Annotated in this window: 23 protein-coding genes and 1 pseudogene; 7 read left to right on the top strand and 17 right to left on the bottom strand. The window is 73.1% G+C overall.

Annotated features, from left to right (window positions below; translation table 11 throughout):
• The coding region (locus ODJ79_RS43220) for a Clp protease N-terminal domain-containing protein (RefSeq protein WP_263029544.1) at nucleotides 1–1,392 on the bottom strand (1,392 nt) is incomplete at its 3' end.
• Between the two features lie 199 nt (nucleotides 1,393–1,591).
• Between ODJ79_RS43220 and ODJ79_RS43225 the strand changes: the two genes are divergently transcribed.
• Entirely contained in the window at nucleotides 1,592–2,371 is a 780-nt protein-coding gene (locus tag ODJ79_RS43225) for a hypothetical protein (protein ID WP_263029545.1), read from the top strand.
• A gap of 71 nt (nucleotides 2,372–2,442) precedes the next feature.
• Here ODJ79_RS43225 and ODJ79_RS43230 read toward each other — a convergent pair.
• Nucleotides 2,443–3,528: pseudogene (locus tag ODJ79_RS43230) on the bottom strand (histidine kinase dimerization/phospho-acceptor domain-containing protein); the annotation flags it as partial.
• A 67-nt stretch (nucleotides 3,529–3,595) separates the two neighbouring features.
• Nucleotides 3,596–4,162, bottom strand: a complete 567-nt coding sequence (locus tag ODJ79_RS43235; RefSeq protein WP_263029547.1) for a TetR/AcrR family transcriptional regulator — start codon at nucleotides 4,160–4,162, stop codon at nucleotides 3,596–3,598.
• A gap of 92 nt (nucleotides 4,163–4,254) precedes the next feature.
• On the opposite strand from ODJ79_RS43235, the gene ODJ79_RS43240 reads away from it, so the two are divergent.
• On the top strand, nucleotides 4,255–5,202 hold the full coding sequence (locus ODJ79_RS43240) for an oxidoreductase (protein WP_263029548.1): 948 nt from the start codon (nucleotides 4,255–4,257) through the stop codon (nucleotides 5,200–5,202).
• 47 nt (nucleotides 5,203–5,249) lie between these two features.
• Entirely contained in the window at nucleotides 5,250–7,229 is a 1,980-nt protein-coding gene (gene ligA / locus ODJ79_RS43245) for an NAD-dependent DNA ligase LigA (RefSeq protein ID WP_263029549.1), read from the top strand.
• A gap of 379 nt (nucleotides 7,230–7,608) precedes the next feature.
• Here ligA and ODJ79_RS43250 read toward each other — a convergent pair whose 3' ends face one another.
• On the bottom strand, nucleotides 7,609–8,547 hold the full coding sequence (locus ODJ79_RS43250; RefSeq protein ID WP_263029550.1) for a glycosyltransferase family 2 protein: 939 nt from the start codon (nucleotides 8,545–8,547) through the stop codon (nucleotides 7,609–7,611).
• Nucleotides 8,548–8,739: 192 nt separating this feature from the next.
• Here ODJ79_RS43250 and ODJ79_RS43255 point away from each other — a divergent pair, with 192 nt between their 5' ends.
• Complete coding sequence (locus tag ODJ79_RS43255) at nucleotides 8,740–10,608, top strand: ricin-type beta-trefoil lectin domain protein (RefSeq protein WP_263029551.1); 1,869 nt, start codon at nucleotides 8,740–8,742, stop codon at nucleotides 10,606–10,608.
• On the opposite strand, the gene ODJ79_RS43260 is transcribed toward ODJ79_RS43255, so the two are convergent.
• From ODJ79_RS43260 to ODJ79_RS43285, 6 genes are all read right to left on the bottom strand, one after another.
• Nucleotides 10,605–12,197 carry an MFS transporter gene (locus tag ODJ79_RS43260; RefSeq protein WP_263029552.1) on the bottom strand — a complete coding sequence of 531 codons (1,593 nt, stop codon included), beginning with the start codon at nucleotides 12,195–12,197 and terminating at the stop codon, nucleotides 10,605–10,607. The two genes, ODJ79_RS43255 and ODJ79_RS43260, sit on opposite strands and share 4 nt — an antisense overlap.
• An 83-nt stretch (nucleotides 12,198–12,280) precedes the next feature.
• Nucleotides 12,281–13,954 (bottom strand): MFS transporter, encoded by a 1,674-nt coding sequence (locus ODJ79_RS43265; protein ID WP_263029553.1) that lies wholly within the window; start codon nucleotides 13,952–13,954, stop codon nucleotides 12,281–12,283.
• A 75-nt stretch (nucleotides 13,955–14,029) separates the two neighbouring features.
• Complete coding sequence (locus ODJ79_RS43270) at nucleotides 14,030–14,572, bottom strand: GtrA family protein (protein WP_263029554.1); 543 nt, start codon at nucleotides 14,570–14,572, stop codon at nucleotides 14,030–14,032.
• A 45-nt stretch (nucleotides 14,573–14,617) separates the two neighbouring features.
• Nucleotides 14,618–14,899 (bottom strand): TM2 domain-containing protein, encoded by a 282-nt coding sequence (locus tag ODJ79_RS43275; RefSeq protein ID WP_263029555.1) that lies wholly within the window; start codon nucleotides 14,897–14,899, stop codon nucleotides 14,618–14,620.
• Between the two features lie 20 nt (nucleotides 14,900–14,919).
• Nucleotides 14,920–15,699, bottom strand: a complete 780-nt coding sequence (locus tag ODJ79_RS43280; RefSeq protein ID WP_263029556.1) for an SDR family NAD(P)-dependent oxidoreductase — start codon at nucleotides 15,697–15,699, stop codon at nucleotides 14,920–14,922.
• A 110-nt stretch (nucleotides 15,700–15,809) separates the two neighbouring features.
• The gene (locus ODJ79_RS43285; protein WP_263029557.1) at nucleotides 15,810–16,340 is read right to left on the bottom strand and encodes a hypothetical protein; all 531 of its coding nucleotides are present in this window, start codon (nucleotides 16,338–16,340) and stop codon (nucleotides 15,810–15,812) included.
• Between the two features lie 242 nt (nucleotides 16,341–16,582).
• On the opposite strand from ODJ79_RS43285, the gene ODJ79_RS43290 reads away from it, so the two are divergent.
• From ODJ79_RS43290 to ODJ79_RS43300, 3 genes are all read left to right on the top strand, one after another.
• Entirely contained in the window at nucleotides 16,583–17,107 is a 525-nt protein-coding gene (locus ODJ79_RS43290; protein ID WP_263029558.1) for a GAF domain-containing protein, read from the top strand.
• A 36-nt stretch (nucleotides 17,108–17,143) separates the two neighbouring features.
• Nucleotides 17,144–17,596, top strand: a complete 453-nt coding sequence (locus tag ODJ79_RS43295) for a cupin domain-containing protein (RefSeq protein WP_263029559.1) — start codon at nucleotides 17,144–17,146, stop codon at nucleotides 17,594–17,596.
• Nucleotides 17,597–17,675: 79 nt separating this feature from the next.
• Nucleotides 17,676–18,635 carry an NAD-dependent epimerase/dehydratase family protein gene (locus tag ODJ79_RS43300; RefSeq protein WP_263029560.1) on the top strand — a complete coding sequence of 320 codons (960 nt, stop codon included), beginning with the start codon at nucleotides 17,676–17,678 and terminating at the stop codon, nucleotides 18,633–18,635.
• A gap of 22 nt (nucleotides 18,636–18,657) precedes the next feature.
• Here ODJ79_RS43300 and ODJ79_RS43305 read toward each other — a convergent pair whose 3' ends face one another.
• The 7 genes from ODJ79_RS43305 to ODJ79_RS43335 are packed head-to-tail and all read right to left on the bottom strand — an operon-like array spanning nucleotide 18,658 to nucleotide 25,693.
• A complete protein-coding gene (locus ODJ79_RS43305) occupies nucleotides 18,658–19,746 on the bottom strand; it encodes a RuBisCO large subunit C-terminal-like domain-containing protein (protein ID WP_263029561.1) in 1,089 nt (362 codons plus the stop codon).
• A 28-nt stretch (nucleotides 19,747–19,774) separates the two neighbouring features.
• A complete protein-coding gene (locus tag ODJ79_RS43310) occupies nucleotides 19,775–20,356 on the bottom strand; it encodes a hypothetical protein (RefSeq protein ID WP_263029562.1) in 582 nt (193 codons plus the stop codon).
• On the bottom strand, nucleotides 20,353–21,663 hold the full coding sequence (locus tag ODJ79_RS43315; RefSeq protein ID WP_263029563.1) for a hypothetical protein: 1,311 nt from the start codon (nucleotides 21,661–21,663) through the stop codon (nucleotides 20,353–20,355). Before ODJ79_RS43315 ends, ODJ79_RS43310 begins: the two co-directional genes overlap by 4 nt.
• Nucleotides 21,660–22,460, bottom strand: coding sequence for an ATP-binding cassette domain-containing protein (locus ODJ79_RS43320; RefSeq protein ID WP_263029564.1), 801 nt, complete (start codon nucleotides 22,458–22,460; stop codon nucleotides 21,660–21,662). Before ODJ79_RS43320 ends, ODJ79_RS43315 begins: the two co-directional genes overlap by 4 nt.
• 21 nt (nucleotides 22,461–22,481) lie before the next feature.
• Nucleotides 22,482–23,297 carry a hypothetical protein gene (locus ODJ79_RS43325; RefSeq protein ID WP_263029565.1) on the bottom strand — a complete coding sequence of 272 codons (816 nt, stop codon included), beginning with the start codon at nucleotides 23,295–23,297 and terminating at the stop codon, nucleotides 22,482–22,484.
• Nucleotides 23,294–23,845, bottom strand: coding sequence for an RNA polymerase sigma factor (locus ODJ79_RS43330; protein ID WP_263029566.1), 552 nt, complete (start codon nucleotides 23,843–23,845; stop codon nucleotides 23,294–23,296). Before ODJ79_RS43330 ends, ODJ79_RS43325 begins: the two co-directional genes overlap by 4 nt.
• A 57-nt stretch (nucleotides 23,846–23,902) precedes the next feature.
• Nucleotides 23,903–25,693: a hypothetical protein gene (locus ODJ79_RS43335; protein ID WP_263029567.1), complete on the bottom strand. Its 1,791-nt coding sequence runs from the start codon at nucleotides 25,691–25,693 to the stop codon at nucleotides 23,903–23,905.
• Nucleotides 25,694–25,756 lie beyond the last annotated feature (63 nt).

The following is a 25,756-nucleotide window of genomic DNA, read 5'->3' on the forward strand; positions in this document are numbered from 1 at the left end:
ACGCCGGATCGCCCGCGCCACCGCGCGTACCGCCTCGGTCTGCCCGATGATCCGCTGGTGCAGCTCGTCCTCCATGCGGAGCAGCCGCGACGTCTCCTGCTCGGACAGCCGCCGCACGGGAATGCCCGTCCAGTTCGCCAGGACCTCGGCGACCTGCTCCCCGTCGACCTGGCCGTCGCTCTGCGGCCGGAGGTGCGCCCACGCCCCGGCCTCGTCGATCAGGTCGATCGCCTTGTCCGGCAGGAAGCGGTCGGCGACGTACCGGTCGGCCAGGGCCACCGCGGTGACGAGGGCGCCGTCGGTGTACGAGACGTGATGGTGCTCCTCGTATCGCCGGCGCAGGCCGCGGAGGATCTCGACGGCCTCGGCGGAGGTCGGCTCGCCGATCGGTATCGGCTGGAAGCGGCGGGCGAGCGGGGCGTCCTTCTCGAAGTGTTTGCGGTACTCCGCCGTGGTGGTGGCGCCGACCGTCTGCAGCTCGCCGCGGGCCAGCAAGGGCTTGAGGATGCTCGCCGCGTCGATCGCGCCCTCGGCCGCGCCCGCGCCCACCAGCGTGTGAATCTCGTCGATGAACAGGATGATGTCGCCGCGGGTGCGGCACTGGTTGACCACCTTCTTCAGCCGCTCCTCGAAGTCGCCGCGGTACCGCGAGCCGGCCACCAGCAAGCCCAGGTCGAGGGTGTACACCTGTTTTCCGCGCAGCGTCTCGGGCACCTCGTCGGCCACGATGCGCCGGCACAGACCCTCGACCACGGCGGTCTTGCCGACGCCGGGCTCGCCGACCAGGATCGGGTTGTTCTTGATGCGGCAGGAGAGCACCACCACGATCCGGTCGATCTCCCGGTCCCGGCCGATCACCGGGTCGAGGCCGCCGTCCCGGGCGCGCTGGGTGAGGTTCTCGCCGAACTGGTCCAGCAGGGTCGAGGAGGCCGGCGCGGCGGCGGCGGCCAGCGCGGGATGACCGGACAAGAGCTGAAGGACCTTTTCTCGTACGCTCGAGGGATTTGCGCCCAGAGTGACCAGGATCTGGACCGCCACGCTCGCGGTGTCCCGCAGCAACCCGAGCAGGATGTGCTCGGGACCGATGTGGTTGTGGCCGAGCTTGAGCGCCTCGCGCAGGGCCAGCTCGAGCACGTTCTTGGCGGCGGGCGTGAACGGGACGTGCACGCCCGGCACGTCCCGGCCCTCGCCGACCGCCTCCTCCACCCGGTGCCGAGCGGCTTCGAGCGTGACCCCGAGGGCGGTCAGGGCCTGGGCGGCCACGCCCTCGCCCTCGTTGATCAGGCCGAGCAGCAGGTGCTCGGTGGCGATGTCGTGGTGATTGAGCAGGCGGGCCTCTTCCTGAGCCAGGACGACAACCCGGCGGGCCTGGTCGGTGAACCGTTCGAACACGACACTCACGTCCTCGCGGCGAGGCCCCACGCACCCCACCCGGTGGGCGCACGGGGGCGCGCGTCAGGGTGGTGTGCGCTGAGTCAGAGCCTCTTGGCGTCGACGCGGGCCCGCGTGGGGGGCTCGCACGCTCGTGCAGGCGCGGCTGCCCCCTCAACGTACATCGAAGAACCTACGATGGCCCCAAGGGAGGGCCGCCATGACCGGAGCCGAACGCCGCCGCCAGGCGAACGACCGTGCCCGCCGGCGCGCCGTCCGGGCCCTCGCCGCCCAGATGGGAGTGCCTTACTCGGTCGCCGCGCGGGTGCTCGCCGACCCGCACCGCGCGCTGCTGTTCGCCCACCGCGAACAGCGCCCGTTCCACGCCCGGGTGGCCGATACCCGGGACGCGGCCGCTCCCCCGCTGGGTCGCGCCGCTCACCTGACGGCCCGCTTCCCGCGCCTGCGCACCGTTGCGGGCCGGCTTTACGACGGCCGCGACCGCCGGACGGTGCTCGCGATGCTCTACACGGTGGTGGCGCACGAGTCGCCGGCCCTGCTGCCCGCCGACGACGAGCTGGCCTGGGTGGGCGAGCTGGGCGAGGAGACGGCGGTCGACATCACCTGCGCGGCCCTGGACCGGGCCGCCCGGCTGCTGCTCGACGACGACCAATGGCGACTGTGGACCAGGGTGGAGACCGCGCTGGACGCCGGCGACCCGCGCGCCGAGGCGACGATCACCCTCGGCCGGGAGCTCCGCACGGTGAGCCTGCGGGGCTCGCTGCCGGGCGCCCGGCAGACCCTCGACGCGGTGCTGCTCGGCGCGCACCGGCTCAAGGCGCCCGGGGCGCAGGTCAGCCTGGGCGGGCGGATGGCCACGGTGGTCGGTGCCCGCTGGCCGCGGAGCGGGCCGCCGACGGCGTACGAGGCCCGGCTGGGCGACGACCCTCGGGTCCACCTCATCGACCTCGGTCAGGAGCAGCAGCCGGCCGGCGTCTAAGGCCCGTCCTGCCGGGCCGGCTCCTCCTGCCGGGGCGGCTCCTCCTGCCGGGGCGGCTCCTCCTGCCGGGCCGGCTCCTCCTGCCTGGCCGGGCTTTCCTGCCGGGCCGGCCGTAGCAGGTCCTCCACCAGCAGGCCCATCCGGATCGCCTCGTCCTCGATCCGGCGCACCAGGTTCGCCACCTCCCCCGGGTCGGAGACGACGCCCTGCCGATACCGCTCGGCGGCGCCCCGGATGGTGGTCAGTGGCGTCCGCAACTCGTCCGACGAGTCCGCCACGAACTTCCGCATGGTTGCCTCCGAGGACAGCGCCCGAGACTCGGATGTCAGTGCCTGCGCCTCGGAGATCTGCGCGGCCTCCGCCGCCTGCCGGGCGGACCGCTCGGTCTGCGCCCGGGCGATGAACGCCGCCTCGATCTGGGCGAGCATCGCGTTCAACGCCCGCGACAACCGGCCCAGATCGGTGGTGGGCTCGCCGCCGTCCCGCTCCTCCGGATCGGGCACCCGCCGGGTCAGGTCGCCGGCACCGATCGCCGCGGCGGTCCGCTCGATCCGCACCAACGGGATCAGGCTCCACCGCACCAGCGCCGCACCGACCGCGGCCAACACGATCAACACACCGGCACCGACCAGGATCTCGGCCCGCACCAGCCGGGCGATGACCTCGTCGACGCCGGTCAACCGCTGCCCGACGCGCAGCACCGTGTCGTTGTCGAGGCGGATCACCAGCAGTCGCCACCGGTATTTGCCGTTGACCGAGCGCGCCGTGTAGGGCGTGCCCAGATGGGCGCTGATCTCGCCCGGGCCGGACAGTGGCGCCGGTAGGTCGGCGGGGGCCTGCCGGCCACCGGTGGAGGGGACGTCCGCTCCGGAGGCCGAGGCCAGCACGACCAGATAGTCCGGTTGATCGATGGGCCAATCTTCGCGGCGGGTATCGGTCCTGGCGATGATCAAGGAGTAGGCATACGCGAGCGAACGGAGGTCGTTGTCCGTCCGCGAGATCAGGTAACGATCCACCGCGTACGTGCCGGCCAGGCTGATCAGCGCGAGCGCCGCGAAGACCAGAACCAGCACGGTGGCGACAAGCTTCGTCCGCAGCGCAACCCGGCGCAGGCTGCGCCGCGGCGACAGGAATCTGCGCCGGGCCACGATCCACATTCTCGATCCGCCCGCTGCGCCTCCGCTGCGCCGTAGCTGGGAGCTCGCTGGGAGGAAGTGGCCGGCACTACGCCTGGACGCCGCGCAGGACTTGGTCGGTAAGTGCGGCGGCGAAGGCGGGGTCGCCGGCGCCCTCGCGCTGCCAGCGGCCCATCGTGGCGATCATGATGGCGCCGAGGATCGCGTCGGCGGCGTCCCGCGCGTCGCCGATCGTGAAGACGCCGGCCGACTTGCCCGCTTCGAGGATGGCGCGAAGCGGCTCGGCGACCTTTCGATCCTTGGCCGCCATGACCGCCTCGACCCGGCCGGTCGCGCCGGCGAACGAGAGCAGGCCGCCGCAGACGCCGGGACGGGCGCCGAGGAAGTCGATCAACCCGGCGACCGCGGCGCGCAGCCGGACGTCCGGCGGGGCGGCCGGCTCGGCGCCGGTGATCACCGCGGCGGCGGCGTCCATGTGCTCGTCGAGAAGGAACGTAACCAGGTCGTCGCGACCGGAGAAGTAGTAGTACAGCGTGGCGCGCTTGGATCCCACCAGGGCGGCGACGTCCTCGAGGCGCATGTCCTGCCCGGGCCGGAGCAGTTCCTCGCTCGCCTCGTGCAGCCGTCGGGCCAGATCCGGCGGGGGTGTCTTCACGCGCCCATCTTAAGACGTTGATCCAGCGGGGCGTTTAGATTATAGTCCAAACTATGGTCCAAGCTTTCCTGCTCCGGAAAGGACTGACACCCGTGGCCGCTGCCCGATGGACCGCCGAAGACATCCCCGACCTCACCGGCCGGACCGGCATCGTGACCGGCGCCGGCTCCGGGATGGGGTTCGAGATCGCCGCCCAGCTGGCCGCCCACGGCGCCCACGTCGTGCTCGCGGCCCGTGACCCCGGGCGTACCGAGCAGGCCGCACGCCGGATCGTCGCCCGACGGGCGGCCGGCTCCGTCCAGGTCGCGACGCTCGACCTGGCGAGCCTCGACTCGATCGACGAGTTCGCCGGCTCGGTCACGACCCGGCTCGACGCGCTGGACATCCTGGTCAACAACGCCGGCATCGTCGGCGGCCCACGACGGCTGACCGCCGACGGGTTCGAGGCCCATCTCGGCGTGAACCACCTCGGCCACTTCGCGCTGACCGGCCGGCTGCTGCCGCTGCTGCTCGCGTCCCGGGGCGCCCGCGTGGTGACCGTGTCCAGCTCGCTGGCCGCACGGTCCCGGATCGACTTCGACGACCTGCAGAGCACCCGGGACTACCACATGATCACCGCGTACGGGCGGTCCAAGCTGGCCAATCTGCTCTTCGCCCTCGAACTGGACCGCCGGGCCCGGCGCGCCGGAATCGACCTGCAGAGCGCCGCCTGCCACCCCGGCGTGGTCCGCACCACCATGCTGGTCGGCAAGAGCGCCGAGTGGGGCCGCGGCCGGCGCGCCGCCGAACGGGCCGTCCGCCTGATCCAACTGCTCACCGGGCAACCGGCCGCGGCCGGCGCCCTGCCCGCGCTGTACCAGGCCACCACGCCGGCGAGCGGCGCCTACATCGGCAGCGGCCGGCATTTCCGGGGCGCGCCGACCCCGGTGCCGTACCCGCGGGTGGCCCTCGACACCGCCACGGCGGAGCGCCTATGGCAGGTCTCCGCGGAGCTCACCGGGGTCGACTACCTGCCGCTGGCCGCGCCCCGGCCCCGCTGACCGCCGCGTCGGCAGGTTTTGTCGTACCGGCCACGTAGGTTGTCGGCATGACGGACACCGCCCTCACCGAAGCCGCGTTCGCTGCTGCCGTCGAGCAGGCACGAGCCGCCGCCAAGTCGTATTACGACACCGGCGACGTGCTGATGACCGACGCCGACTACGACGCCCTGCTCGACCGCATCGCCGCGGCGAAACAGGCGCACCCCGCCTGGGCGGACGGCGGGCTCACCACGCGGGTCGCGGCCGGGGTGTCCGCCGGCGGCGACGTGCGGCACCCCGAGCCGATGATGTCGCTCGGCAAGGTCACCGGGGAGGACGAGGTGCGCGCGTTCGTCGCCGACCTCGGCGGCGACCCCTGCCTGGTCGAGGTCAAGCTCGACGGGCTCGCGATCCGGGTGGAATACCGGTCGGGCCGGCTCGCCCTGGCCGCGCTCCGCGGCGACGGCAGCACCGGGGAAAACGTCACCGCTCAGGTGCTGCGCGGCGTCGCCGGCCTGCCCGACCGGCTCGGCACCCCGTGGACGGGCGAGGTCCGCGGCGAGATCTACATGACCGTGAGCGACTTCGAGGCCGCCAGTGCCAACCGGGTCGCCGCCGGCGGCAAGGCATTCATCAACTCGCGCGGCGCGGTCGCCGGGTCGATCCGCAGCGCCGACCGCACCTACGAGACACCGATGACCTTCGCGGCGTACGACATCTCCGGCGATTTCGCCTCCCACCGCGAGCGCATGGACCGCGCGGTCGAGCTCGGCTTTCCGGTGGCCGGGCGGCTCGCCACCGGCGAGATCCAGGTGGCCGCCGACGCGGACGCCGCGCTCGCCGCCATCGCACGCGTCGGCGAGCTGCGCCGCGGGCTGGAGTTCCCGATCGACGGCGCGGTGCTCACCGCCGACCTGGAAACGACGCGCCGTCGGCTCGGCTTCGGCAGCCGCACGCCACACTGGGCGGCCGCGTTCAAATATCCCGCCGACACCGGCTCGACGGTGCTGCGCGACATCGAGGTGCGAGTCGGGCGCACCGGGCGCATCTCGCTGCGCGCCGTGCTCGACCCGGTCTTCGTCGACGGCACGACGATCACCTACGCGACGCTGCACAACCCCAAGTTCGTCGAGGAGCAGGGGCTCGCCATCGGCCAGACCGTCGCCGTGTGGCGGGCCGGGGACGTCATCCCGCGCGTCACCGCACCGATCGGCGAGCAGCCGCACGGCCTCACGCCGTGGGCACCGCCCGAGACCTGTCCGCAGTGCGGCGAGCCGTGGGACAAGTCCAGCCTGCTCTGGCGCTGCCACACCGCCTCGTGCAGCGCCACCAACGCGCTGGAATATTGGTGCAGCCGCGAGGCCATGGATGTCGAGGGCGCGGGTGAGGCCCTCTGCGTCGCCCTGGTCAACGCCGGCCTCGCCAACGACGTCGCCGACCTTTACTCGTTGACCGAGGACCAGCTGGCCACCCTGCCGGTCGGCAACACCAAGGCGGGCGGCGTCGTCCTGCTCGGCAAGCTCAACGCCGCCAAGGTCGTCGCGTCGCTCGAGCACAGCAGGGCCCAGCCGTTCAACCGCGTCATCACGGGCCTCGGCATCCGGATGACCGGCCGCAGCGTCGGCCGCTGGCTCGCTGCCCGGTTCAAGACGATGGACGCACTGCGCGCCGCCACCGTCGAGGAGATCGCCGAGATCGACAAGATGGGCCTGATCAAGGCACAGCACGTCGTCGACGGCCTCGCCGCCATGTCCGGCGTCATCGACCGGCTCGCCGCCGCCGGCGTCACCATGAGCGTCCCCGAGACCACCGGCGACCAGCCGTTCGACGGCAAGACCTACGTGGTCAGCGGCACCGTCCCGGGATACACCCGCACCACGGTGAGCGAGCGCATCGAGCAACTGGGCGGCCGGGCCAGCGGCAGCGTCTCGGCCAACACCACGGCCCTCATCACATCCGAGACGACCACCGCGAAGGCAAAGAAGGCGGCCCAGCTCGGCATCCCCATCATCGACCCGGCCGAGTTCGCCAAAATGCTCACCAACTGACGAACCGCCCGAACCGCCCGAACCGCCCGCGCCGGCGGGCTACGCAGGGGGCGGTGGACAGCCGCGCCGCCCGCGCGCCGGAGGCAATCCGGGCGCACAGCGCGGGAAGGGACAGCGCGGGGGCAGGCCGCGCCGCGCCGCCCGCGCCGGGGGGGAACGCGGGCGGACGCTGCGCGGGGCAGGCAATGCCGTGCAGCCCGCGCTGGGGGCAACGCGGGCGGACACTGCGCGTGGCAGGCAATGCCGCGCGCCGCCCGCGCTGGGGGGCAACGCGGGGACGGGCGGCGCCTGGCCGCCCGCGCTCGATGCGCAGCGGGGCGGCGGCGTTCGGGGAGCGGCGCGGGCGGGCGGCGCTCGGCGGGCGAGGGTTGCGGGGCTTCTACGAGGCGCGCGGGAGCTGGGTCTCGGCGCTCAGCAGGGCGTCCACCGTTCCGTACCACTTGCCGCCGGGGACGGCGAGGACGGGGACCACCTTGTCGGCCGTGGCGTGGGTGAGCGCCTCGGCCTTCGCCTCCGCGCGGCGGTGGACGCCGCGGCGGCGGAACTCGCTGAGGATGGTCCGCAGCACGCGGGCGCCGTCGCGGAACGTGTTGAGGTTGCTCGTGCCGTGGATGCGCAGGTGCTCGACGCTGGAGACCTCGCGCACCCGCATGCCGCTGGCGGCGACCCGGATGTTGATCAGGGTTTCGATCTCGAATCCGTCGCCCCACAGCTTGCCGCCGTCGGCGGGCGCGGGCAGGTCGGTCGGGGGCAGGTCCATCACCGGCACCGCGCGGCGCCAGAAGGCGTTGTAGCCGTAGCAGAGATCGGTGAACTGGGTGCCGAAGAGCCGGTTGACGAACATGTTGAGGCCCATGTTGCCGGCCCGCCGCAGGGGCGTGATGTCGTGGCTGAAGCCGCCCTCGCTGAACCGGGAGCCCTTGGCGAACTCGGCGCCGTGGATCAGGGCCTCGACGAAGCGGTGGATCTCGGCCGGGTCGGTGGAGCCGTCCGCGTCGATCATCACGATGGCGTCGCCGGTGCAGGCGGCGAACCCGCTGGCCAGGGCGTTGCCCTTGCCGCTTCGGGTCTGCCGCACCACGACGACGTCGGAGCGCAGTTGCCGGGCGACCGCCACGGTGTTGTCGACCGAGCCACCGTCGACCAGGACGACCTCGTGCAGCCCGGCCGGCAGCGCGCCGAACACGTGCGGCAGGTTCAGCTCCTCGTTCAGCGTCGGGATCACCACGCTGACCAGCGGCGCGCGGCGGGGGCCACCGAACTCGCTGCGGCGGCGGTCCGGCGTCGAGCGCAGCATCTTGCGGCGTTCCTGAGTCATACGGGGAGCCCTTCTTGGTCGGTAACGGCCGCCACCCAAGATACAAAATTAGGGGAATTTGCGACATGTCCGAAAAGTCGAGGCGGGGCGAGCCGACCGGTCGACCCTGCCATTGACTCATCTCAATCGGGACGCGAAGATTTCCCAACCGTTACTTCAAGTCGTGAAATTACGCCGAGGGGCCCACCGCCGATGTCCCGTTCGAAAATCGCGGCCGTGCTCGCCGCCGCCCTTGCCACCACCGGCCTCAGCAGTCTCAGCAGCCCCGCCCGGGCGGCCGCCGCCGGCACCGTCCAGGTCTACCTCAGCTCCGAGTCGCGCACCGCGGGCTACGAGCCCAAGAACGGCAACTGGTACACCAGCCCCGCGACCGGCCTGGCCGGCACGCCCTACCAGCTCAGCCGCCAGGCCGACCTGCCTACCGCGGCCGCCGGCGGCACCGCCACGATCACCGTCGACACCACCCAGCAGTTCCAGACCGTGCTCGGCGTCGGCTCCTCGCTCGAGGAGTCGACGATCTACAACCTGTCCCGGATGAGCGCGGCCGGCCGCGACGCCGCCCTGCGCGCGCTCGTCGACCCGGTCAACGGGGCCGGCTTCGACGTCGTCCGGATCACCCTGGGCACCAGCGACTTCACCTCGCACGACTTCTACACGTACGACGACGGCGCGGCCGATCCGACGCTGAGCCGCTTCTCCATCCAGCGCGACATCGACTACCACATCGTCTCGACGCTGCAGCAGGCCCTGGCGATCAACCCGAACCTGAAGATCTTCGCGAGCGCGTGGAGCGCCCCGCCGTGGATGAAGACCAGCAACGCGATCATCGGGGGCAGTCTGCTCAGCCAGTACATCCCGACGCTCGCGACGTACTACGGCAAGGCGGTCCGGGCGTACGCGGCGCAAGGCGTTCCGATTTATGGTTTGACCCTGCAGAACGAGCCGCTGTTCTCCCCCGCCGACTACCCCGGCATGCTGGTCTCGGCCGACCAGGAGCGGCAGCTGGCCAAGGCGGTCCGGGCCGAGCTGCCGACCACCAAGATCTGGGCGTTCGACCACAACTTCTCCGAGGGCGTCTCGTACGCCGCGGGCGTGCTCACCGCCGACGCACGCTCCTCTGTCGACGGGATCGCCTTCCACGACTACGCCGGCGACCCCTCGGCGATGGCCACGGTCAAGGCCACGTACCCGGAGAAGGACGTGCTGATGACCGAGCGCTCGGTCTGGGGCACCGCGGGCGCCGACCGGATCGTGCAGTACTTCCGCAACCAGGCCACCCTGTACGAGGGCTGGGTGTCCATGCTCGACCAGAACCGCTCGCCGGAGCGCTGGTCCGGCTCGCCCGACCCGACCATGCTGGTGCAGAGCACGAGCAACCCGGACACCTTCTGGAAGCTGCCCGACTACAACATGGTCGCCCAGTTCTCGAAGTTCGTGCAGGCCGGCGCCAAGCGGGTGGCCAGCGGCTACGGCTCGACCGGCACGGTCACCGACGTCGCCTTCGTCAACCCGGACAACTCGCTGGTCACCGTCGTGGTCAACCAGACCTCGGCCGACCAGAGCTTCACCCTGCGGGCCGGCGCCCGTCAGTTCACCGCCACCCTGCCGGCCAAGACCACCGGGACGTACGTCTGGGCCGGCGCCGGGGATGCCGGCGCCGGGGATGCCGGCGCCGGGCCGTCCCGCACCGGCCAGATCACCGGGTACGGCGGGAAGTGCGTCGACGTGGCCGGGGCGAGCTCGGCGAACGGCACGGCGGTCCAGCTCTACACCTGCAACGGCACCGCGGCGCAGTCGTGGACGGTCGGCACCGACGGCACCGTCCGGGCGCTCGGCAAGTGCCTCGACGTGACCGGCGCGAACTCGGCCAACGGCACCAAGGTCCAGCTGTACGACTGCAACGGCACCGCCGCCCAGCAGTGGGCGCCGAACGCCGACGGCACGCTGCGCTCGCTGGGCAAGTGCCTGGACGCCACCGGCCCGAGCTCGGCCGACGGCACGCGCCTGCAGATCTGGGACTGCTTCGCCTCGGCCAACCAGAAGTGGACGTTGCCCGTCTAGCCGAGCAACGACCCGGGCGAGTTCGACGGCTCCGGGTCGGGCAGGCGCCGCATGCGGACGGAGTTGAGCAGGCCCAGCAGGGCAGCCAGCAACGGGATGAACAGCGCGACCTGAAGGGAGACGGGCCGGGCTTCCGTGTTGATGCGGACGACCTCGGCCCGTACCTCCGGGGTCTCGGACGCCAGCAGCTCGTTGAGGTGGGTGTTGGTCATCACCTCGGCGTTCGTCTCCAGGGTCTGCGCCACCTGGGTCTGCTGGGCCGGGGTGAGCACGTCGCTCGCCTCGGCCTTGCTGGTGAACGACAGCGACAGCGTGGCCAGCATGATCGCGCCGGCGAAGGCCAGCCCGAACGACAGCCCGAACGAGCCGCCGGCCGAGTTCACGGCGGCGGCCTCGCTCACCCGCTCCTCCGAGATGGGCGCGAGGGTGTAGTCGTTGAGCTGCGAGACCAGCATGCCGAGCCCGCTGCCGGCGATGGCCAGCGGGACCAGCAGGGCCCAGCCGAAGCCGGCCCGGGGCACGATCGGGATCAGGATGCCGACCCCGATGGCGACCAGCAGGAACCCGACGGTGACGATGGTGGCCGGGCGCCGCTTGCCGCCCTTCTTGCCGGCGTACAGGGCGACGGCGAACATGCTCAGCGACAGCGGGGCGAGCGACAGGCCGGCCTCCATCGCGCTGTACTCGAGGACCATCTGCAGGTAGATCGGCAGCGCGATCATCAGGCCGCCCAGCGCGATCTGCTGCAGCAGCTGCTGGGAGATGCCCACCCGGAACATCGCCGACTTGAACAGGTCCGGGTCCAGCAGGTGCGGCTTGCCCGCGCGGGCCCGCCGGACCAGCCAGTACGCCAGGCCGGCCAGCGCCGCCACGCCGAGCAGGATGAGCGCGGCCACCGACTCGCCGCCCTCCTGCCAGACCAGGATGCCGAGCACGATGCCGCCCATGCCGATGACCGACAGGATCGAGCCGACGATGTCGATCTCCCGCGGGCCGGTGTAGGGCACGTTGCGGACCAGCCCGATGCCGGAGAGCACGCCCGCGATGATGACGACCTCCAGGGCAAAACCCACCCGCCAGGACAGGTACGTGGTGATGAAGCCGCCCAGCAGCGGCCCGACCGCCGCCGCGATCGCCGCGGCCGCGCCGACCAGGGCGTACACCCGGCGCTGGGCCGGTCCCTGGAAGTTGCCGTGGATGAGCGACTGCATCGAGGGCAGCAGCAGCGACGCGCCGATCCCGCCGATCAGGGCCCAGAAGATGATGACCGCGGTGAGGCTCTGGGCCAGCGTCATCGCCAGCGCGCCGACCGCGTAGCCGAGCAGACCGAGGATGTACGCGCGCTTGCGTCCGATCAGGTCGCCGACCTTGCCACCGATCAGGATGAACGCCGCGGACACCAGCGCCTCCAGGGCGATCGCGGACTGCACGCCGCTGGTGGTGGTGTCGAGGTCGCGGACCACCGCCGCGATCGACACGTTCATCAGTGAGGTGTCCACCACCAGCACGAACATCGCCATTGCGAGCAGGATCGCGAGCCGCCGCTGCTTACCGGCCAGCCCGGCGTTCGTACTGGTGCTTTCCGCCATCGGCTGAGCATGGCCACCGTGCGGCGATCTGACTTCATCCTGGGAAGGTGAACGGGAGGTGACTACTTCGTCCTCGAGCGCGATCAGGGCCGCGCTACGGCCGGGTCGGCGGCCGGGCACGGGGTGCCGCGATCGAGCGCGTACCGGGCCTCGATGGTGTAGGTGCCGCCGGCCGGGGCGACCAGCTCGGTCCACGCCCCGCTCTGGGTCAGGCAGGCGCGCGGCTTCGTGTCGTCGTCGTCATCGTCGTCGGCCGTCCCGGCGATGGCCAGCCACGGCGACCAGGCGATGCGCAGCACCGCCGAGCCCGCGCTGGGCAGCTGGACGGTGAGCGTGGCCGGCCCGGCGTAGGTGACTGTCGCCGGCGCCGAGGCGAGCGGGTCGGCGCCCTCCACCCGGTAGACGCGCCAGTCGGCGTCCTCCCAGACCAGCGGCAGCCAGGCCGCGCCGGCGGCGATGACCCGGGCCTCGGCGGTGCCGCCGCTGTCCGGCTCGCTGGCCGGCAGCACGACGTAGCCGACGCTCCAGGTCCGCAGCCACTCGCGGTAGCTGGCCGCGGTCAGGGTGCCGTCGTAGAACAGCGGGTTGCGCTGGACGTCGGCCTGCCGGTTCCAGCCGCGGGCCAGATTGACGTACGGCGCGATCCCGGCCGCCTCCCAGTGCGAGCGCAGCGGCACCACCTCGACCCGGCCCTGCTGGGCGTTCAGCTCGAGCAGCTTGCTGATCAGCGGGCGGGCGTCGGCGGTGGTGGCGGGCGTCGGTGCGGTCTTGACGAGGTCGGTGACCGGCTGGACGACGGTCCAGATCGCGAGCGCGGCGGCGGCCAGGTAGGTCGCGATCAGCCGCCGGCCGCGGCGCTGCGGCAGGCGGGCGGCGCAGACGAGGACCGTCGCGCCGGCCAGCAGGGCGAGGCGCTCGACGTTGCTGCCGATCGGGGTGGGCAGCGCCCAGCACAGCACGACGCCGACGGCGTATACCCAGGACGCGGCCCGCACGGTGCGCCATGCGGGCGGGGCCAGCACCGCGACGGCTACCGCCGCGGCGGCCGTAGGCAGGGCGGCGTACCAGTGGAACGGCTGCACCCCGGAGAACGGGAACAGCAGCGCGGTCACCCCGATCACCACCGGGGGTCCGGGCGCGATCAGGTAGGCCTGCCGCCGCTTGCCGGTCAGGAACAGCGCGGCGGCCAGCACCTCCACGAACAGGCCGGCGACCGGGCTGCACAGGGTCGCGACCACGCCGAGCACCGCCGCGAGCATCGGCCGTGGCCGGCTCCCGTGGGTCCCGGTCAGCACGAAGATGGCGGCCGCCACGGCGAACACCATGCCGAGCAGGTACGTGACCCGCCCGGCCGCGACGTTGCACCAGACGGCGACCGCGAACCAGAGCGCCACCGGCAGCGGGCGGCGGATGCCGGACCGGGTGAGCAGCACCGCGCCCAGGGCCGCGCAGCCGGTGCAGGCGAGCACGCCGGTGGTGCGCACGCCCAGCCAGGCCATCACGTACGGCGAGATGACGCTGTACGAGGCCGGGTGGATGCCGCCGTACCAGGACAGGTTGTAGGCCGCGCCCGGGTGGTGCCGGACGAACGCGGTCCACGCGTACTGGGCGGCCAGGTCACCGGCGTCGCGGGCCAGCCACTGCGCCCAGATCAGCCCGAGGACCGCGGCGAGGGCCGCCGCCGGCACGGCGGGCCGGCCCCACCAGCGCGGCCAGGCTACGACGGGGCCGCCGTACACGCGATCCAGCAAGGTCATGGGGGCGTCCCGTCAGTCTGTCCGGTCCCGCCCGGGGCGGAAGCACGGGCCGGTCGCAGACCGTACCACCGAAGATCAAGCGGCGCGCTCGTCGGGTTGGGGTGGTTGTGCTCCGCCCTGCACCAATCGCACCCGCTGGTGCGGGAAAACCCACGTCCGGTACGCCCACAGCCGGAAGATCATCGCCAGCAGCGTCCCGGCGATCATCCCGGACACGAAGTCGCTCGTCTCCTGGACCAGCCGGCTCACGTCCGGGACCCGCAGGTCGAAAAGGTATCGGGAGGCCCACAGCGGCACGTCGTTGACCAGCGTGGCGACGCCGTTGATCGCGAAGAACAGCACGGCCTCGTGCAGGCCGCGGCGGCCGCCCCGGCCCCGGAACGCCCAACGCCGGTTCAGCGCGTACGAGAGCACGGTGGCCGCGGCCGTCGCGATGGTGAGCGCGGTGACCGGGCGCGCGGCCAGCACGGTCAGCTTCAGCGCATAGTTGATCAAGCCGGTGACCAGGAAGCACGTCCCGCCGACGACGAGAAACTTGGTCACTTCCCGATGGGCCAGCAGCCACTGGCGGGCCGGGCGCGGGAGGACGCCGAGCAGGAGTCGGATGAGGGGACCCACCGGCGCAGGCTACTGGCCGAAACCAAGGAAAAGCTGTGAACTCCGTCAGCCGTCGACGATGCCGTGCCGAGCCATGATCGCGGCGCGGCGCCGGTCGTTGACCGCACGCACCCGGCGGCCGACGAAGAAGCCGTCGGCGAGCGTCCACAGCCCGAGCCCGCCGAGCGTGAACAGCATCGCGATCGAGCGGCCGGTATCGCCCAGGTAGAACCGATGACCGCCGAAAATTCCCAGGAACAACCAGCTTGCGTACGCGATCCGCACGTCCTTCTTGACGCTGTCGTACTCGGATTCGGCGCGCAGGACCCGGTACCGCAGCTCATCCACCGCGCCACGATAGCGGCCGGTCAGTACACGGTGTAGCCACCGTCGATGACCAGCACCGCGCCGGTGACGAAGGCCGCCGCCGGGGAGCAGAGATAGACGACGGTCGGCGCGATCTCCTCGGGCATCGCGTATCGCTGCTGCGGGGCGTCCTCGATCCACATCCGGCGCAGCTCGGGCCGGTCGACCGGCGCCATCTCGGTCTTGACGTAGCCGGGCGCGACCGCGTTGACCCGGATGTGGTGCGGCGCCCACTCCGCCGCGAGGGACTTGGTCAGCTGGTGCACGGCGGCCTTGGAGGCGTTGTAGGGCGCCTGCGCCTGCGGCCGGTTGACGATCAGCCCGGAGATCGAGCCGATGTTGACGATCGCGCCGCCGCCGGCCGCCCGCAGGTGCCGCCCGGTCGCGAGGCTGACCTTCCACACCGCCCGCACGTTGAGGTCGAAGACCTGCCGCCACTGGTCGTCGGTGGCGTCCCAGGCCGGGTTGTGGAAGCAGATGCCGGCGTTGTTGACCACGATGTCCAGGCCGCCCAGCGCCTCGACGGCCGCGTCGACGGCCCGATCCACGTCGTCGTCCACGGTCAGGTCGGCGCTGATCCCGTACGCGTCGATACCGTCGCCCGCGAGCCGGCCGGTCGCCGCCTCGTTGGCCGCCCCGCCGCGGCCGACGAACGCGACCGTGGCGCCGCAGTCGGCCAGGGCCCGGGTGAACGCGTACCCGAGCCCGCGATTGCCCCCGGTGACCAGGGCCTTCTTGCCCTCGAGCGAGAAGGCGGACAGCCCGCGCGGAAATTCGCCCATCTTGATCCCCTCGGCGACGACCAGTTCCGGCTATCGGCACAGTGTCGCAGGCAGGAACGTCGATGGACACCGCCTCGGACGCGGCGGCCCGGGGATCGTTCTGCCGGGCCTTACGTGGCGGTGCAGGTCGCGTCGACGCGGTCGGTGAGCATGTCCTCGAGGGTGGGGTAGCGGCGGTGCAGGGCGGCGAGGACGTGGTCGTACGCGGTCTGGCTGAACGGGATGTCGGCCATCCGGGCCACCGACGCACGGACCGTGTCGGCGAACTCGGCCGGCCAGTGGACCCGGTGCAGGGCCCGGACGGTCTCGCCGTCCCGGTCGACCAGCACGATCTGCACGGCACCGTGGGCGTCGACGCCGACCGGCCCGTCCTCGGGCGACGCGAAATGCGGGTGGTACGGCACCTGGGCCCAGGACAGGACCGGACCGAGCCGGTACAGCAGCAGCCCGGCCTGCTCGCCGTCGACCCAGGCGAACCGGGTCGGGGCGGCGGTCACGGCGTCGACCTCGAGGTGGTGCGGCCGCCGCAGAAAGATCATCAGCCGCACCGGCGCGCCGGCCGTCATGGTGAGGGCGGCGCCCTCCTCCGGCCAGCTGACCTGCGGCTCGAGGCGAGTGCCCACCTCGACGGTCCCGTGCACAAGGGCGAGCGTATCCGCGCCACGGGCGGCTCGTGGGCCGGTTCGGCCAAGGAACACCGTCACTCGTACGGGTGAACGCCCGGTACGCCCGATCGGCAATGGGCAGGCCGTTCGCGGCGCAGGCTACTTGTCATCATGCAACTACCGTGCCATGGTGGCGGTTTCCCGGCCCGGCCGGCGGGCGGCCCGGCGCGCCGCCCCGGTGTGCCAGGCGGCCCTGCCGACGAGCGGAAGGAGACGCCGTGTCGCCCGCCAGCGATCACCGTGCGCTGCTCACCGACAGCGGCCGGCCGGATACCACCGGCCGGCATCGCATCGTGGACGCCGCGCCCGGTCGCGCTCTGGACCTGATCGCCGAGATCGCCGCCACGGTGTGCGGCACGCCGATGGCCATCGTCAGCATCGTCGACGCCGACCGGGTCCGGTTCGTCGCCGCCCGCGGGCTGGGCGACATCCGGCAGGTCGCCGCCGTGCCGGGCCTGTGTGCCTCCGCGCTCGGCGCGGACGGCCTCTACCTGATCACCGACGCGACCACCGACCCGCGGGCCCGCAACCATCCACTGGTCCGCGGCGGGCCGGGGGTGCGGTTCTACGCCGGCGCCCCGATCGTCGCCGCCGACGGGCGGCGTCTGGGGGTGGTGGCCGCGCTCGACATCGGACCGAGACAGCTCACCGAGACCCAGACCACGGTGCTCACCCAGCTCGCCGAGCTGGTCCTCGACCATCTCCCCCGCGTCATCCCCCGGCAGCCCGCGACCCGGGCGTAGGGCCGGTCCGGGCGGCTCTGCGTCTACGATCGAGCCATGGCGGCCCCGCCGACCCACCGCGGGCAGAGCGCGCCCTTCGTCTGGGCGGGCGGCGAGGTGCGCGCGTACAAGGATGCGGACGGCACCTTCCACGCGGTGACCCGGCAGGAGCTCACCGGCACCGAGCACGGGCAGGGCACGTCGCTGCGCTATTTCGAGGTCGGGCCGGGCGGGCACACCACACTGGAACGACACAAGCACACGCACGTGGTCGTCCCCCTCCGCGGGCGGGGCAGCGCCCTGATCGTCGACCGGGTGGTGGCACTGGCGCCGCACGACGTGGTGTTCGTGCCGAGCTGGGGCTGGCATCAGTTCCGCGCGACGGCGCACGAGCCGTTCGGCTTCCTGTGCGCGGTCGTGGTCGACCGGGACCGGCCGGTACTGCCCACCGAGGACGATCTCGTCGCGCTGCGCCGCGACCCGGCGATAGCCGCGTTCATCCGCGTCTGACGACGCGAGGTGGCGTCCCCGCTCGGCACCGGCCATGCTTTGGTCCCATTCGTCGTACGAGTCGGAGCTGGGGTGTCACGTGAGGGTCTTGGTGACTGGCGGGGCCGGCAACGTCGGGTCGCACACGCTGCCGGAGTTGGTGGCGCGCGGGCACACCGTGCGCTCGTTCGAGCGGTTGACCAGGGCCGGCCGGCGCACGGCTCGCGACCTGCCGCCGGGCGTCGAGGTGGTCTGGGGTGACATCACCGATGCCGCCGCGGTCCGGCGGGCGACCGCCGGCGTCGATGCGGTGGTCCACCTCGCGGCGCTGATCCCGCCGGAGGCGGACGAGGAGCCGGAACGCGCCCGCGCGGTCAACGTCGACGGTACCGCCAACGTCGTGGCGGCCTGCCAGGCCCAGCCGACCCCGCCGCGGCTGCTGTTCTCGTCCACCTTCGACGTTCACGGGCACACCTTGGACAGGCCGCCGCCGCGGCGCGTCGGTGATCCGCTGGTCGCGACGAACCCGTACACCGAACACAAGATCGAGTGCGAGGAGCTCATCCGGGAGTCCGGCCTGACCTGGTGCATCTTCCGCTTCGCCGACGTGCCGATCCTCGGCGTACGCGATCCGCACCCGATCATGTTCGAGATCGGGTTGGACAACCGGATCGAGGCGCTGCATGCCGACGACGCGGGCCTGGCGATCACCAATGCGCTGGAGACGCCGGCGGCCTGGGGCCGAGTCCTGTTCGTCGGCGGCGGATCCTCCTGCCAGCTCACCTACCGGGAGTACCTGACCCGGCTGCTGGCGGCGATGGGCGTCAAGCCGTTGCCGGACGAGGCGTTCAGCAACGCCGTCTACGCGACCGACTGGATCGACACCACGGAAAGCGAGGCACTGCTGCGCTACCAGCGCCACGACTTCACCGACATCGCCGAAACCATCGCGGCGAGTCTCGGCTGGAAGCGACGCCTGGTGCCACTGGTCGGCCCGCTCGCGCGGGGCGCGATCCTGCGGCTGTCGCCCTACCACGGCCGATCGCGCGCCAAGCCCTGACCGGGTCAGGCCGCGGCAGCCGTTATCCGGGTCGGACCGCGGCGACCAGCCGCTCGGCGGCTCGGCGGGGGTCGCCGCCGCGGCGTAGGTCGCCGCCGACGAGGAAGAGGGTGTCCGGGCCGTACGCGTCGAGCAGCTCCGGTGCCCGGTCGATGGACATGCCGCCGCCCGGCGTCGGCAGCATCGGTGCCACGCCGGGCAGGGGGCGCCGGGCCGCCGAGGCGATCGCCAGGCACTGGTCGCGGCTCAGGCTGAAGCGGCCGCCCCAGCTCGGGAAGATGCTCGCGTCGGCGCCGGCCAGCCGCAGCAGGGTGCCGAACAGCACGTCCGGGGCGATGCCGTGACTCTCGCTCGCGGTGAAGCCGCCCAGGAACGACGGGTGGGCGAGGACGATCCCGCCGTCGAACAGCTCGGCGGCGTGCGCGAGGGCGCCGAAGCCCGCGATGCCCGGCATGACCAGGACGCCGTGCGCGCCGGCGCGGCGGGCGAACCGTACCTGCTCGGCGAAGCCGGCCGCGCCGCCGTTGACGACCGGCAGGTAGACGGTGTGCGGGTTGGCGGCGCGGACGGCCTCGGCCACCCGGGGCACCCGCTCGGCGAACGGCGCCCACGGCTGGTTCGCCAGGCTCTGGTCCTCCTTCACCACGTGCAGGCCCCCGGCGGCGACGTCGCGGGCCAGGGCGGCGAGCTGCTCGCTGGTCATGCCGACCGGCTTCAGCGCGGTCGCGAGCAGGGCGCCGGCCGGCTCGGCGACCAGGGACCGGATGCCGGCCACGCCCAGCCGCGGCCCGCCCAGGGCGCCGGCCAGCACTGCCGGGAGCGTGACGTCCACCAGGCGTACACCATCCTGCAGCGACACGTTCCCGAGCAGCAGAACCAGCAGCTGGCCGAGCTCGCCTCCGGCGAGCCCGGCCGGATAGTCGACGGTGACCAGCGCCGGGCGGCCCGGCCGCTCGACGACCTCCCGGACGTGCGCGAGCGAGTCGCGGACGGCGTTGGCCGGGGACAGCTCGGTGGGCAGCTCGTGGCTCTGTTCCACCGCGACGAGGGCGGCCCGCCCGGCCGGGTCCTCGGCGGTGATCTCGTAGACGGCCGTGATGACCTCGCTCATGAAGCCATTCAACCGCCGCAGCGTGCGGTCAGCGCTCGGCCGGGCCGGCAGCCGTGTACGCGACGAATCCGCCCACCGCCAGCAGCCCGGCCGTCACCGCCGCCGCGGCGCTCACCGCGGGCTGCGCCTGCCAGGTCAGGATCCGCCCGAGGGCCGGCTCCGAGCGCGGAAACAGGATCGCCGCCAGCGTCCAGCCCAGCGGCAGGAACCAGGCCCGCCCGACCCCGATCGTCGCGGCGCCCAGCGCGGTCAGCCCCAGCAGCCCGGCCGCGTCCCGCGCCACCAGCCCGGCCGGCCCGAACCGGGCCCCGGTGGCCAGCGTGGCGAGCAGCGGCGCCACCACGACCAGGAACACCGCCGCCAGGTGGGCCAGCCGCCGGGGCGGCCAGCGGACCGCGGCCGTCCGCTCGAGGGCGTCGTCCGGCCCGCCCAGCGTGGCGGTCAGCGCGGTGACCAGCAGCAGCACGGTCAGAACGACCAGCTGGAAGCCGACCTCCCGGCTGTCCGAGAACACCGACCACAGTGTCCACGCCGCCAGCACGCCGGCTCCGGCCGCGATCAGCGCCGCCAGCACCCGCCGGGAGCGCAGATAGAGTGCCAGCCACCTCATCGGGACAGCTGCCCGTCCTGGACCGTGCAGCTCAGCGCGGCCTGGCGCAGGGCCGCCACCCGGGCCGCGGCGTCGGGCCGCTGGCGCAGGCTCTGCCACAGCTGGGTCGCGGCGGTGACGATCTCCGGGTCGTAGGAGCCGGCCGGGACCGCCGGCTCGCGCCCGATCAGCCAGTACGCGGCCGCGAGCTTCTCCTGCGGACCGGCGAAGTGGTCGCAGTCGCCCCGGCTGGCGAACGCCCCGGCCACCACCTCGGCGAGCACCCCGCCGCGGTCGGCGAGGTGACCGTCGGAGCCGGCGTCGACCCGCAGCAGCACCACGTCGTCGTGCCACGCCGGGTAGACGATGGGCACGTACGTGGTCGTGTCCTCGTGCACCTGGGTCGGCGCTCCCGGCAGCTTCGCCAGCACCGTCAACGCCTCCCGCGCCGGCCCGGTCACCTCGCCGAGCAGCCCGGTGTGCACGCGGCTCAGGCAGACCCGCGGTTCGTCGCGGGCGCAGACCAGCTCCCGCGCCACCGGGTCGACCGCGTCGATGACGTACCGGTCGTTGCGGGGCATCACGGCGATCGCCAGCGCGGCCCCGAGCACCACCGGCAGCAGAGCCGCCACCCGTAGCCGCCAGCCGCCCGCCGCGACCAGCAGCACCGCGGCGACGGCCAGCGCGGCCAGCCAGATCGCCTGCGAGACGCTGGCCGGGCCGGGCACGGTGGTGTACGCGTCCGGCAGGTTCATCTCGTAGATCGGCGAGAACACCAGGGCCAGCCAGCCGTGCGGGCGGGTCGCGCCGGGCAGGAGCAGCAGCAGCCCGAGGCCGGCGACCGCCAGCGCCGGTGCGGTCGCCGGCGACGGCAGCAAGTGGCCGACGGCCAGGCCGAGCCAGACCGCCGCGACCAGCGCCAGCAGCCCGACCCCCAGCACCGCGAAGACCGACACCGGCAGGTACCGGGCGGTCCCGGCGATCCACACCCCGCCCGCGATCCCCATTGCCAGGTAACCGGCGATGGCCCCGACCGCCAACGCGGCGAGCGTCGGCACGATCCGCTGCGCCCGCGGGCGGGGCGTGGTGGCGAACAGCTCCGCCACGTTCGACCGGTGCTCGCGGCGGGCCTGCCAGGCGCCGGCCGCCAGCGCGAGCGGCCACAACACCGCCAGGTACAGCCGCTGGGTCATGGCCAGCTGCATCCAGCCGGTGGTGAACGCCGATGGGTCGGCGAAGAACAGCAGCAGCGCGCCGGCCACCAGCAGGACCAGCGCCAGCCCGAGCGCCACCGACCGGCGCAGCTCGATCCGGAAGACGCGGCTCACCGGCCGGCCTCCGCCCGGTGCCGGCGCAGCAGCGCGGAGTAGCCCCGTTCGGCCGGGCTGTCCCCGGCGTCGCCGTCGCCGCCCTGCGCCGCCAGGTCGGCCGGGGTGCCCTGGTAGACCAGCCGGCCCTCGTTGATCAGAACCACGTCGGTGCAGGCGGCCACCACGTCCTCGACCAGATGGGTGGAGACCAGCACGCAGCTGTCCACGCCGACGTCGCGCAGCAGCTCCCGGAAGTCGAGGCGCTGCTCCGGGTCGAGGCCCACGGTGGGCTCGTCGAGCAGCAGCACGGCCGGGTCGTTCACGATCGCCTGGGCGATGCCGGCCCGGCGCAGCATGCCGCCGGAGAGCGTCTTCATCCGGGCGTCCGCCTTCGCGGTCAGGCCGACCCGGTCGATCGCCCGCTGCGTCGCGCCGGCCACCTCGGCCTTCGGCATCTCCTTGAGCCAGGCCATGTACTCGACGAACTCGCGAACCGTGAACCGCGGGTAGAAGCCGAACTGCTGCGGCAGGTAGCCGATCCCCCGGCGCACCCGCCGCAGGTCGGCCCGGCCGCCGACGGCCTCGCCGAGCAGGGTGAGCCGCCCACCGGCCGGCGTCACCACGGTGGCCAGCGCGCGCATCAGCGTCGTCTTGCCGGCCCCGTTCGGCCCGAGCAGGCCGTGCACGCCGGTGCCGAGGGTCAGGTCGAGCCCGTCGACGGCCAGGTGCCGACCGGCGCGCACCCGCAGTTGTTCGGCGTGTACCGCCCACGGATGGGTGGTGGGAACCGTCTCGGCCGCGCTCACCGTACGCATGAACCGTCTCCTCCAGAGAACTCAGTTGTGGCTGGACAGCCGGCGGAAGTTGGCACCGCGCGTCGCGGCGAAGCCGGCCAGCGCGAGGGTGAGCAGCGCCCACAGCGGGGAACTGCCGGGTTGCAGCACGGCCGGCAGCCGCAGGGTGAGCACGGCCGGCAGCACCACGGCCAGGGCCCAGCCAGCGCCGAGCCCGATCGCGGCGCGGCGCACGCCGACGAGGGCGCCGACCGCGATGGTCGCGGCCGTGCAGGCCAGGCACGGCAGCAGCGTCAGGGCCAGCGAGACCCCGGTGCGGCTGCCGGCCAGGGCCAGCGCCGGAACGATCACGACCAACACCCCGGCCGTACGCCGGAGCAGCATGGTCAGCCCGGCCGCCGGGGTGCCGGCGATCAGCTCCCAGGCCGGGTCGTGCCGCCGGCTCCACGCGATCGCCACCCCGGGCAGCGGCGCCACCGGCGCGAGCAGGGCCACCAGCGACGGCAGCTGCGGCTGCGCCGCCTGCAGCAGGACCGCGCAGGCGAGCACCGCCACCGTCATGACCAGCCACGGCGCGAGGTGCCAGGCCAGCAGGCGGTTCCGGGCCACCGACCAGCGCCGGCGGTGGACCGGCGGCGGACCGGCGGCGATCTGCCGGTCGATGGCGGCCGCGACCCGATCGAGCAGGTCCGGGCCGGCCGCGCCCCGATCGAACGGGTCCGGGCCGACGGTCAGCCGAGCGCGACAGGCGGCGCAGTCCTCCAGGTGCGTCTCGACCGACCACAGGGTGACCTCGTCGAGCGTCGCGCTCGGGTCGGCGTACCGGGCGAGCGCCGCCGGGCTCGGATGAGTGGTCATGACAGTGCCCCCCGCAGTGCGATCCGGGCCCGCCGCGCCCGCGACTTCACCGTGCTTTCCGGTACGCCGAGCAGCAGCGACGTCTCGCGTACCGACAATCCGTCGAGAACCATCGCGCGCAGCACCTGGCGCGCCTCCGGTGGCAGCACGAGCAGCGCCTGCTCCAGCTCGTGGCCGACCCGACCGGCCATCACCTCGTCCTCCGCGGCGGGCGCGACCGACTCGGCGAGCGCCACGGCCGGCAGCTCGTTACGCCGGGCCCGGCGGCGGAAGGCGTCGACGAGCCGATGGGCGGCGATGGTCCAGAGCCAGCCGACCGCGCTGCCGGCGGTGTCCGACCCGGCGAAGCTGCCGGCGGCCCGCCAGACCGACAGGTACGTCTCCTGCATGACGTCGGCGACCACGTCCTCGTCGGCGCACCGGCGGCGCAGCCGGGTGAGCAGCCACGGCGCCGTACGCCGGTAGAGCTCGTCGAAGGCACGGCGGTCGCCGGCGGCGGTGCGCCGCACCAGCTCGCCCTCGTCGGCCGCGTCCAGACTCCGTTTCACAACCTGCAAGACGACGGCCGGGTCCGGCCGGATCCGCAAGCCGCTGTGACCTGGGTCTCAGTCGATGGTCAGGAGCACGTCCTGCCCGATCTCCCGCCGGGTGATGCCGGGCTGCGTCTGCACGCCGAGGGCCTGCTCGAACGGCGTGCCGGTGGCCCGGTCCCGCAGCACCACCACGCTGCGGATGCCGAACCGGTGCAGCTGCTCCAGGCTGGCCGGGCTGGGGAAGCTCTGCATCACGTCCCGGATCGCCTGGCGGTCCGGGGTGTTGTAGCTGGCCACCCCGTTGACCATGGTCGGGAAGCCGGCGGTCGACCAGAGCATGGCGGTGCTGTCGAACCCGTCGTCGGTGGGCAGCACGATCAGCGGCGCGGTCGCCGCCGCCATCGCGGCCGGCTCGGCCGGCTCCTTCACGTGCGCGAGGTCCGGCAGGCCCTCGAGCAGCACCAACACCAACAGCGGGACGGTGACCACCCGGGCGGCGGTCGCCGACCACTGCGGCAGGGTGGCCTCGCGGGCGGTCCGGGCGAGCTCGGTGACGAAACCGGCCGCGAGGATCGCCAGGAAGATGGTCGGCCAGAGGATCAGCCGGCCCGGGGTGCGGCCGCCGTCGAAGCCGGGGACGTAGAGATAGAGCAGCCGGTACGTGGGGCCATGGGTGCCCAGCGCGCACAGCACCCCGAGGACCGTCCCGGCCAGCAGCAGCACCCGTTGCCGCACCGACCACACCGACAGGAACATCCCGCCGAACGCCAGCAGGTACAGCACGTACCCGCAGAGCAGTGCCTTCTCGTTGTCGGCGTTGCCGAGCGCGGCCCGGCCGGCGGCGTGCAGCGTGCCCCAGGGCAGCGAGAAGCCGGGCGCGACCAGCAGGCTGCGCGGGACCGGGGAGAACGCGTCGATGTAACCCCAGGAGCGCAGCACGTCCGGGTACACGTCACGGACGTGCTGATAGGCGTACGCGAAAAGCAGGGTGGTCGCGGCGAAGAACAGCCCGCCGCCCAGGTCGCCGAGGACCAGCCGGCGCGGCAGCGACGGGCGGCCACGAACCAGCCATCCGATGCCTGCGGCCAGGCACGCGAGGGCGAGCACGTAGACGAACGGCAGGCCGATGCCGAAACCGAGGCTGACCTGCCACGCCGCGACCAGCCAGCCGGCGACCGCCCAGCCCGGGCGGACCCGGTCGCGCTGATAGCCGCGGGTCATCGACCAGCCGTGCCCGCGGGCGAGCATCGCGAAGGCGAGGGTGATACCGCCGGTCGACAGGATGTTCAGGTGGCCGACGTGGCCGTACCGCCAGGGCGCGTAGGCGAGGGCGGCGCCGGCCACCGCCCCGCCCACCCGGTTGGCGCCGAGCTGCCGGACCAGCGCGTACCCGCCGAGGAACGCGAGCGCGAAGACCAGCACGAACATGATGTTGTACCGCAGCAGGGTGGCCGCCACGCCGTCGCCGACCAGGCCGGCCGGCGCGTATCCGAGCAGGGTGTCGTTGAGCGCCAGGCCGTCCCGGCCGGGATAGAACGCGTTGGTGTCCCACAGCCCGTGCAGCCCGTTGCGCAGCGCATGCCCGTTCCAGGCGATCAGCCAGGCCTGCGCGGCCGTGTCGCCCCCATCCCCCACGATGGTGTGCGCCGGATCGCCGATGGTCGCCGGTTTGATCCCGCCGGAAACCAGATCGCTTGCGTACGGCGGCAGCAGCCACGTCATCACGATCGCGAGCAGCACCGAGCCCGCCGCCGCGACCGTCCACTCGTGCCGGAAGAAGCGGGCCACGCGCCCCCGCCCGGCCGCCGGCTTCGTCTCCTCGGCCGCGGGTTCGGTCACCTCTTCGGTGGCGACATCCGACACCCGTACCCCCGCACGCTTCGACCCCGGCAAATGCGAGTGACGCTAACATGACGCTCCGCGATT

The organism is Actinoplanes sp. KI2 (genome assembly GCF_025630775.1).
GTDB lineage: Bacteria > Actinomycetota > Actinomycetes > Mycobacteriales > Micromonosporaceae > Actinoplanes.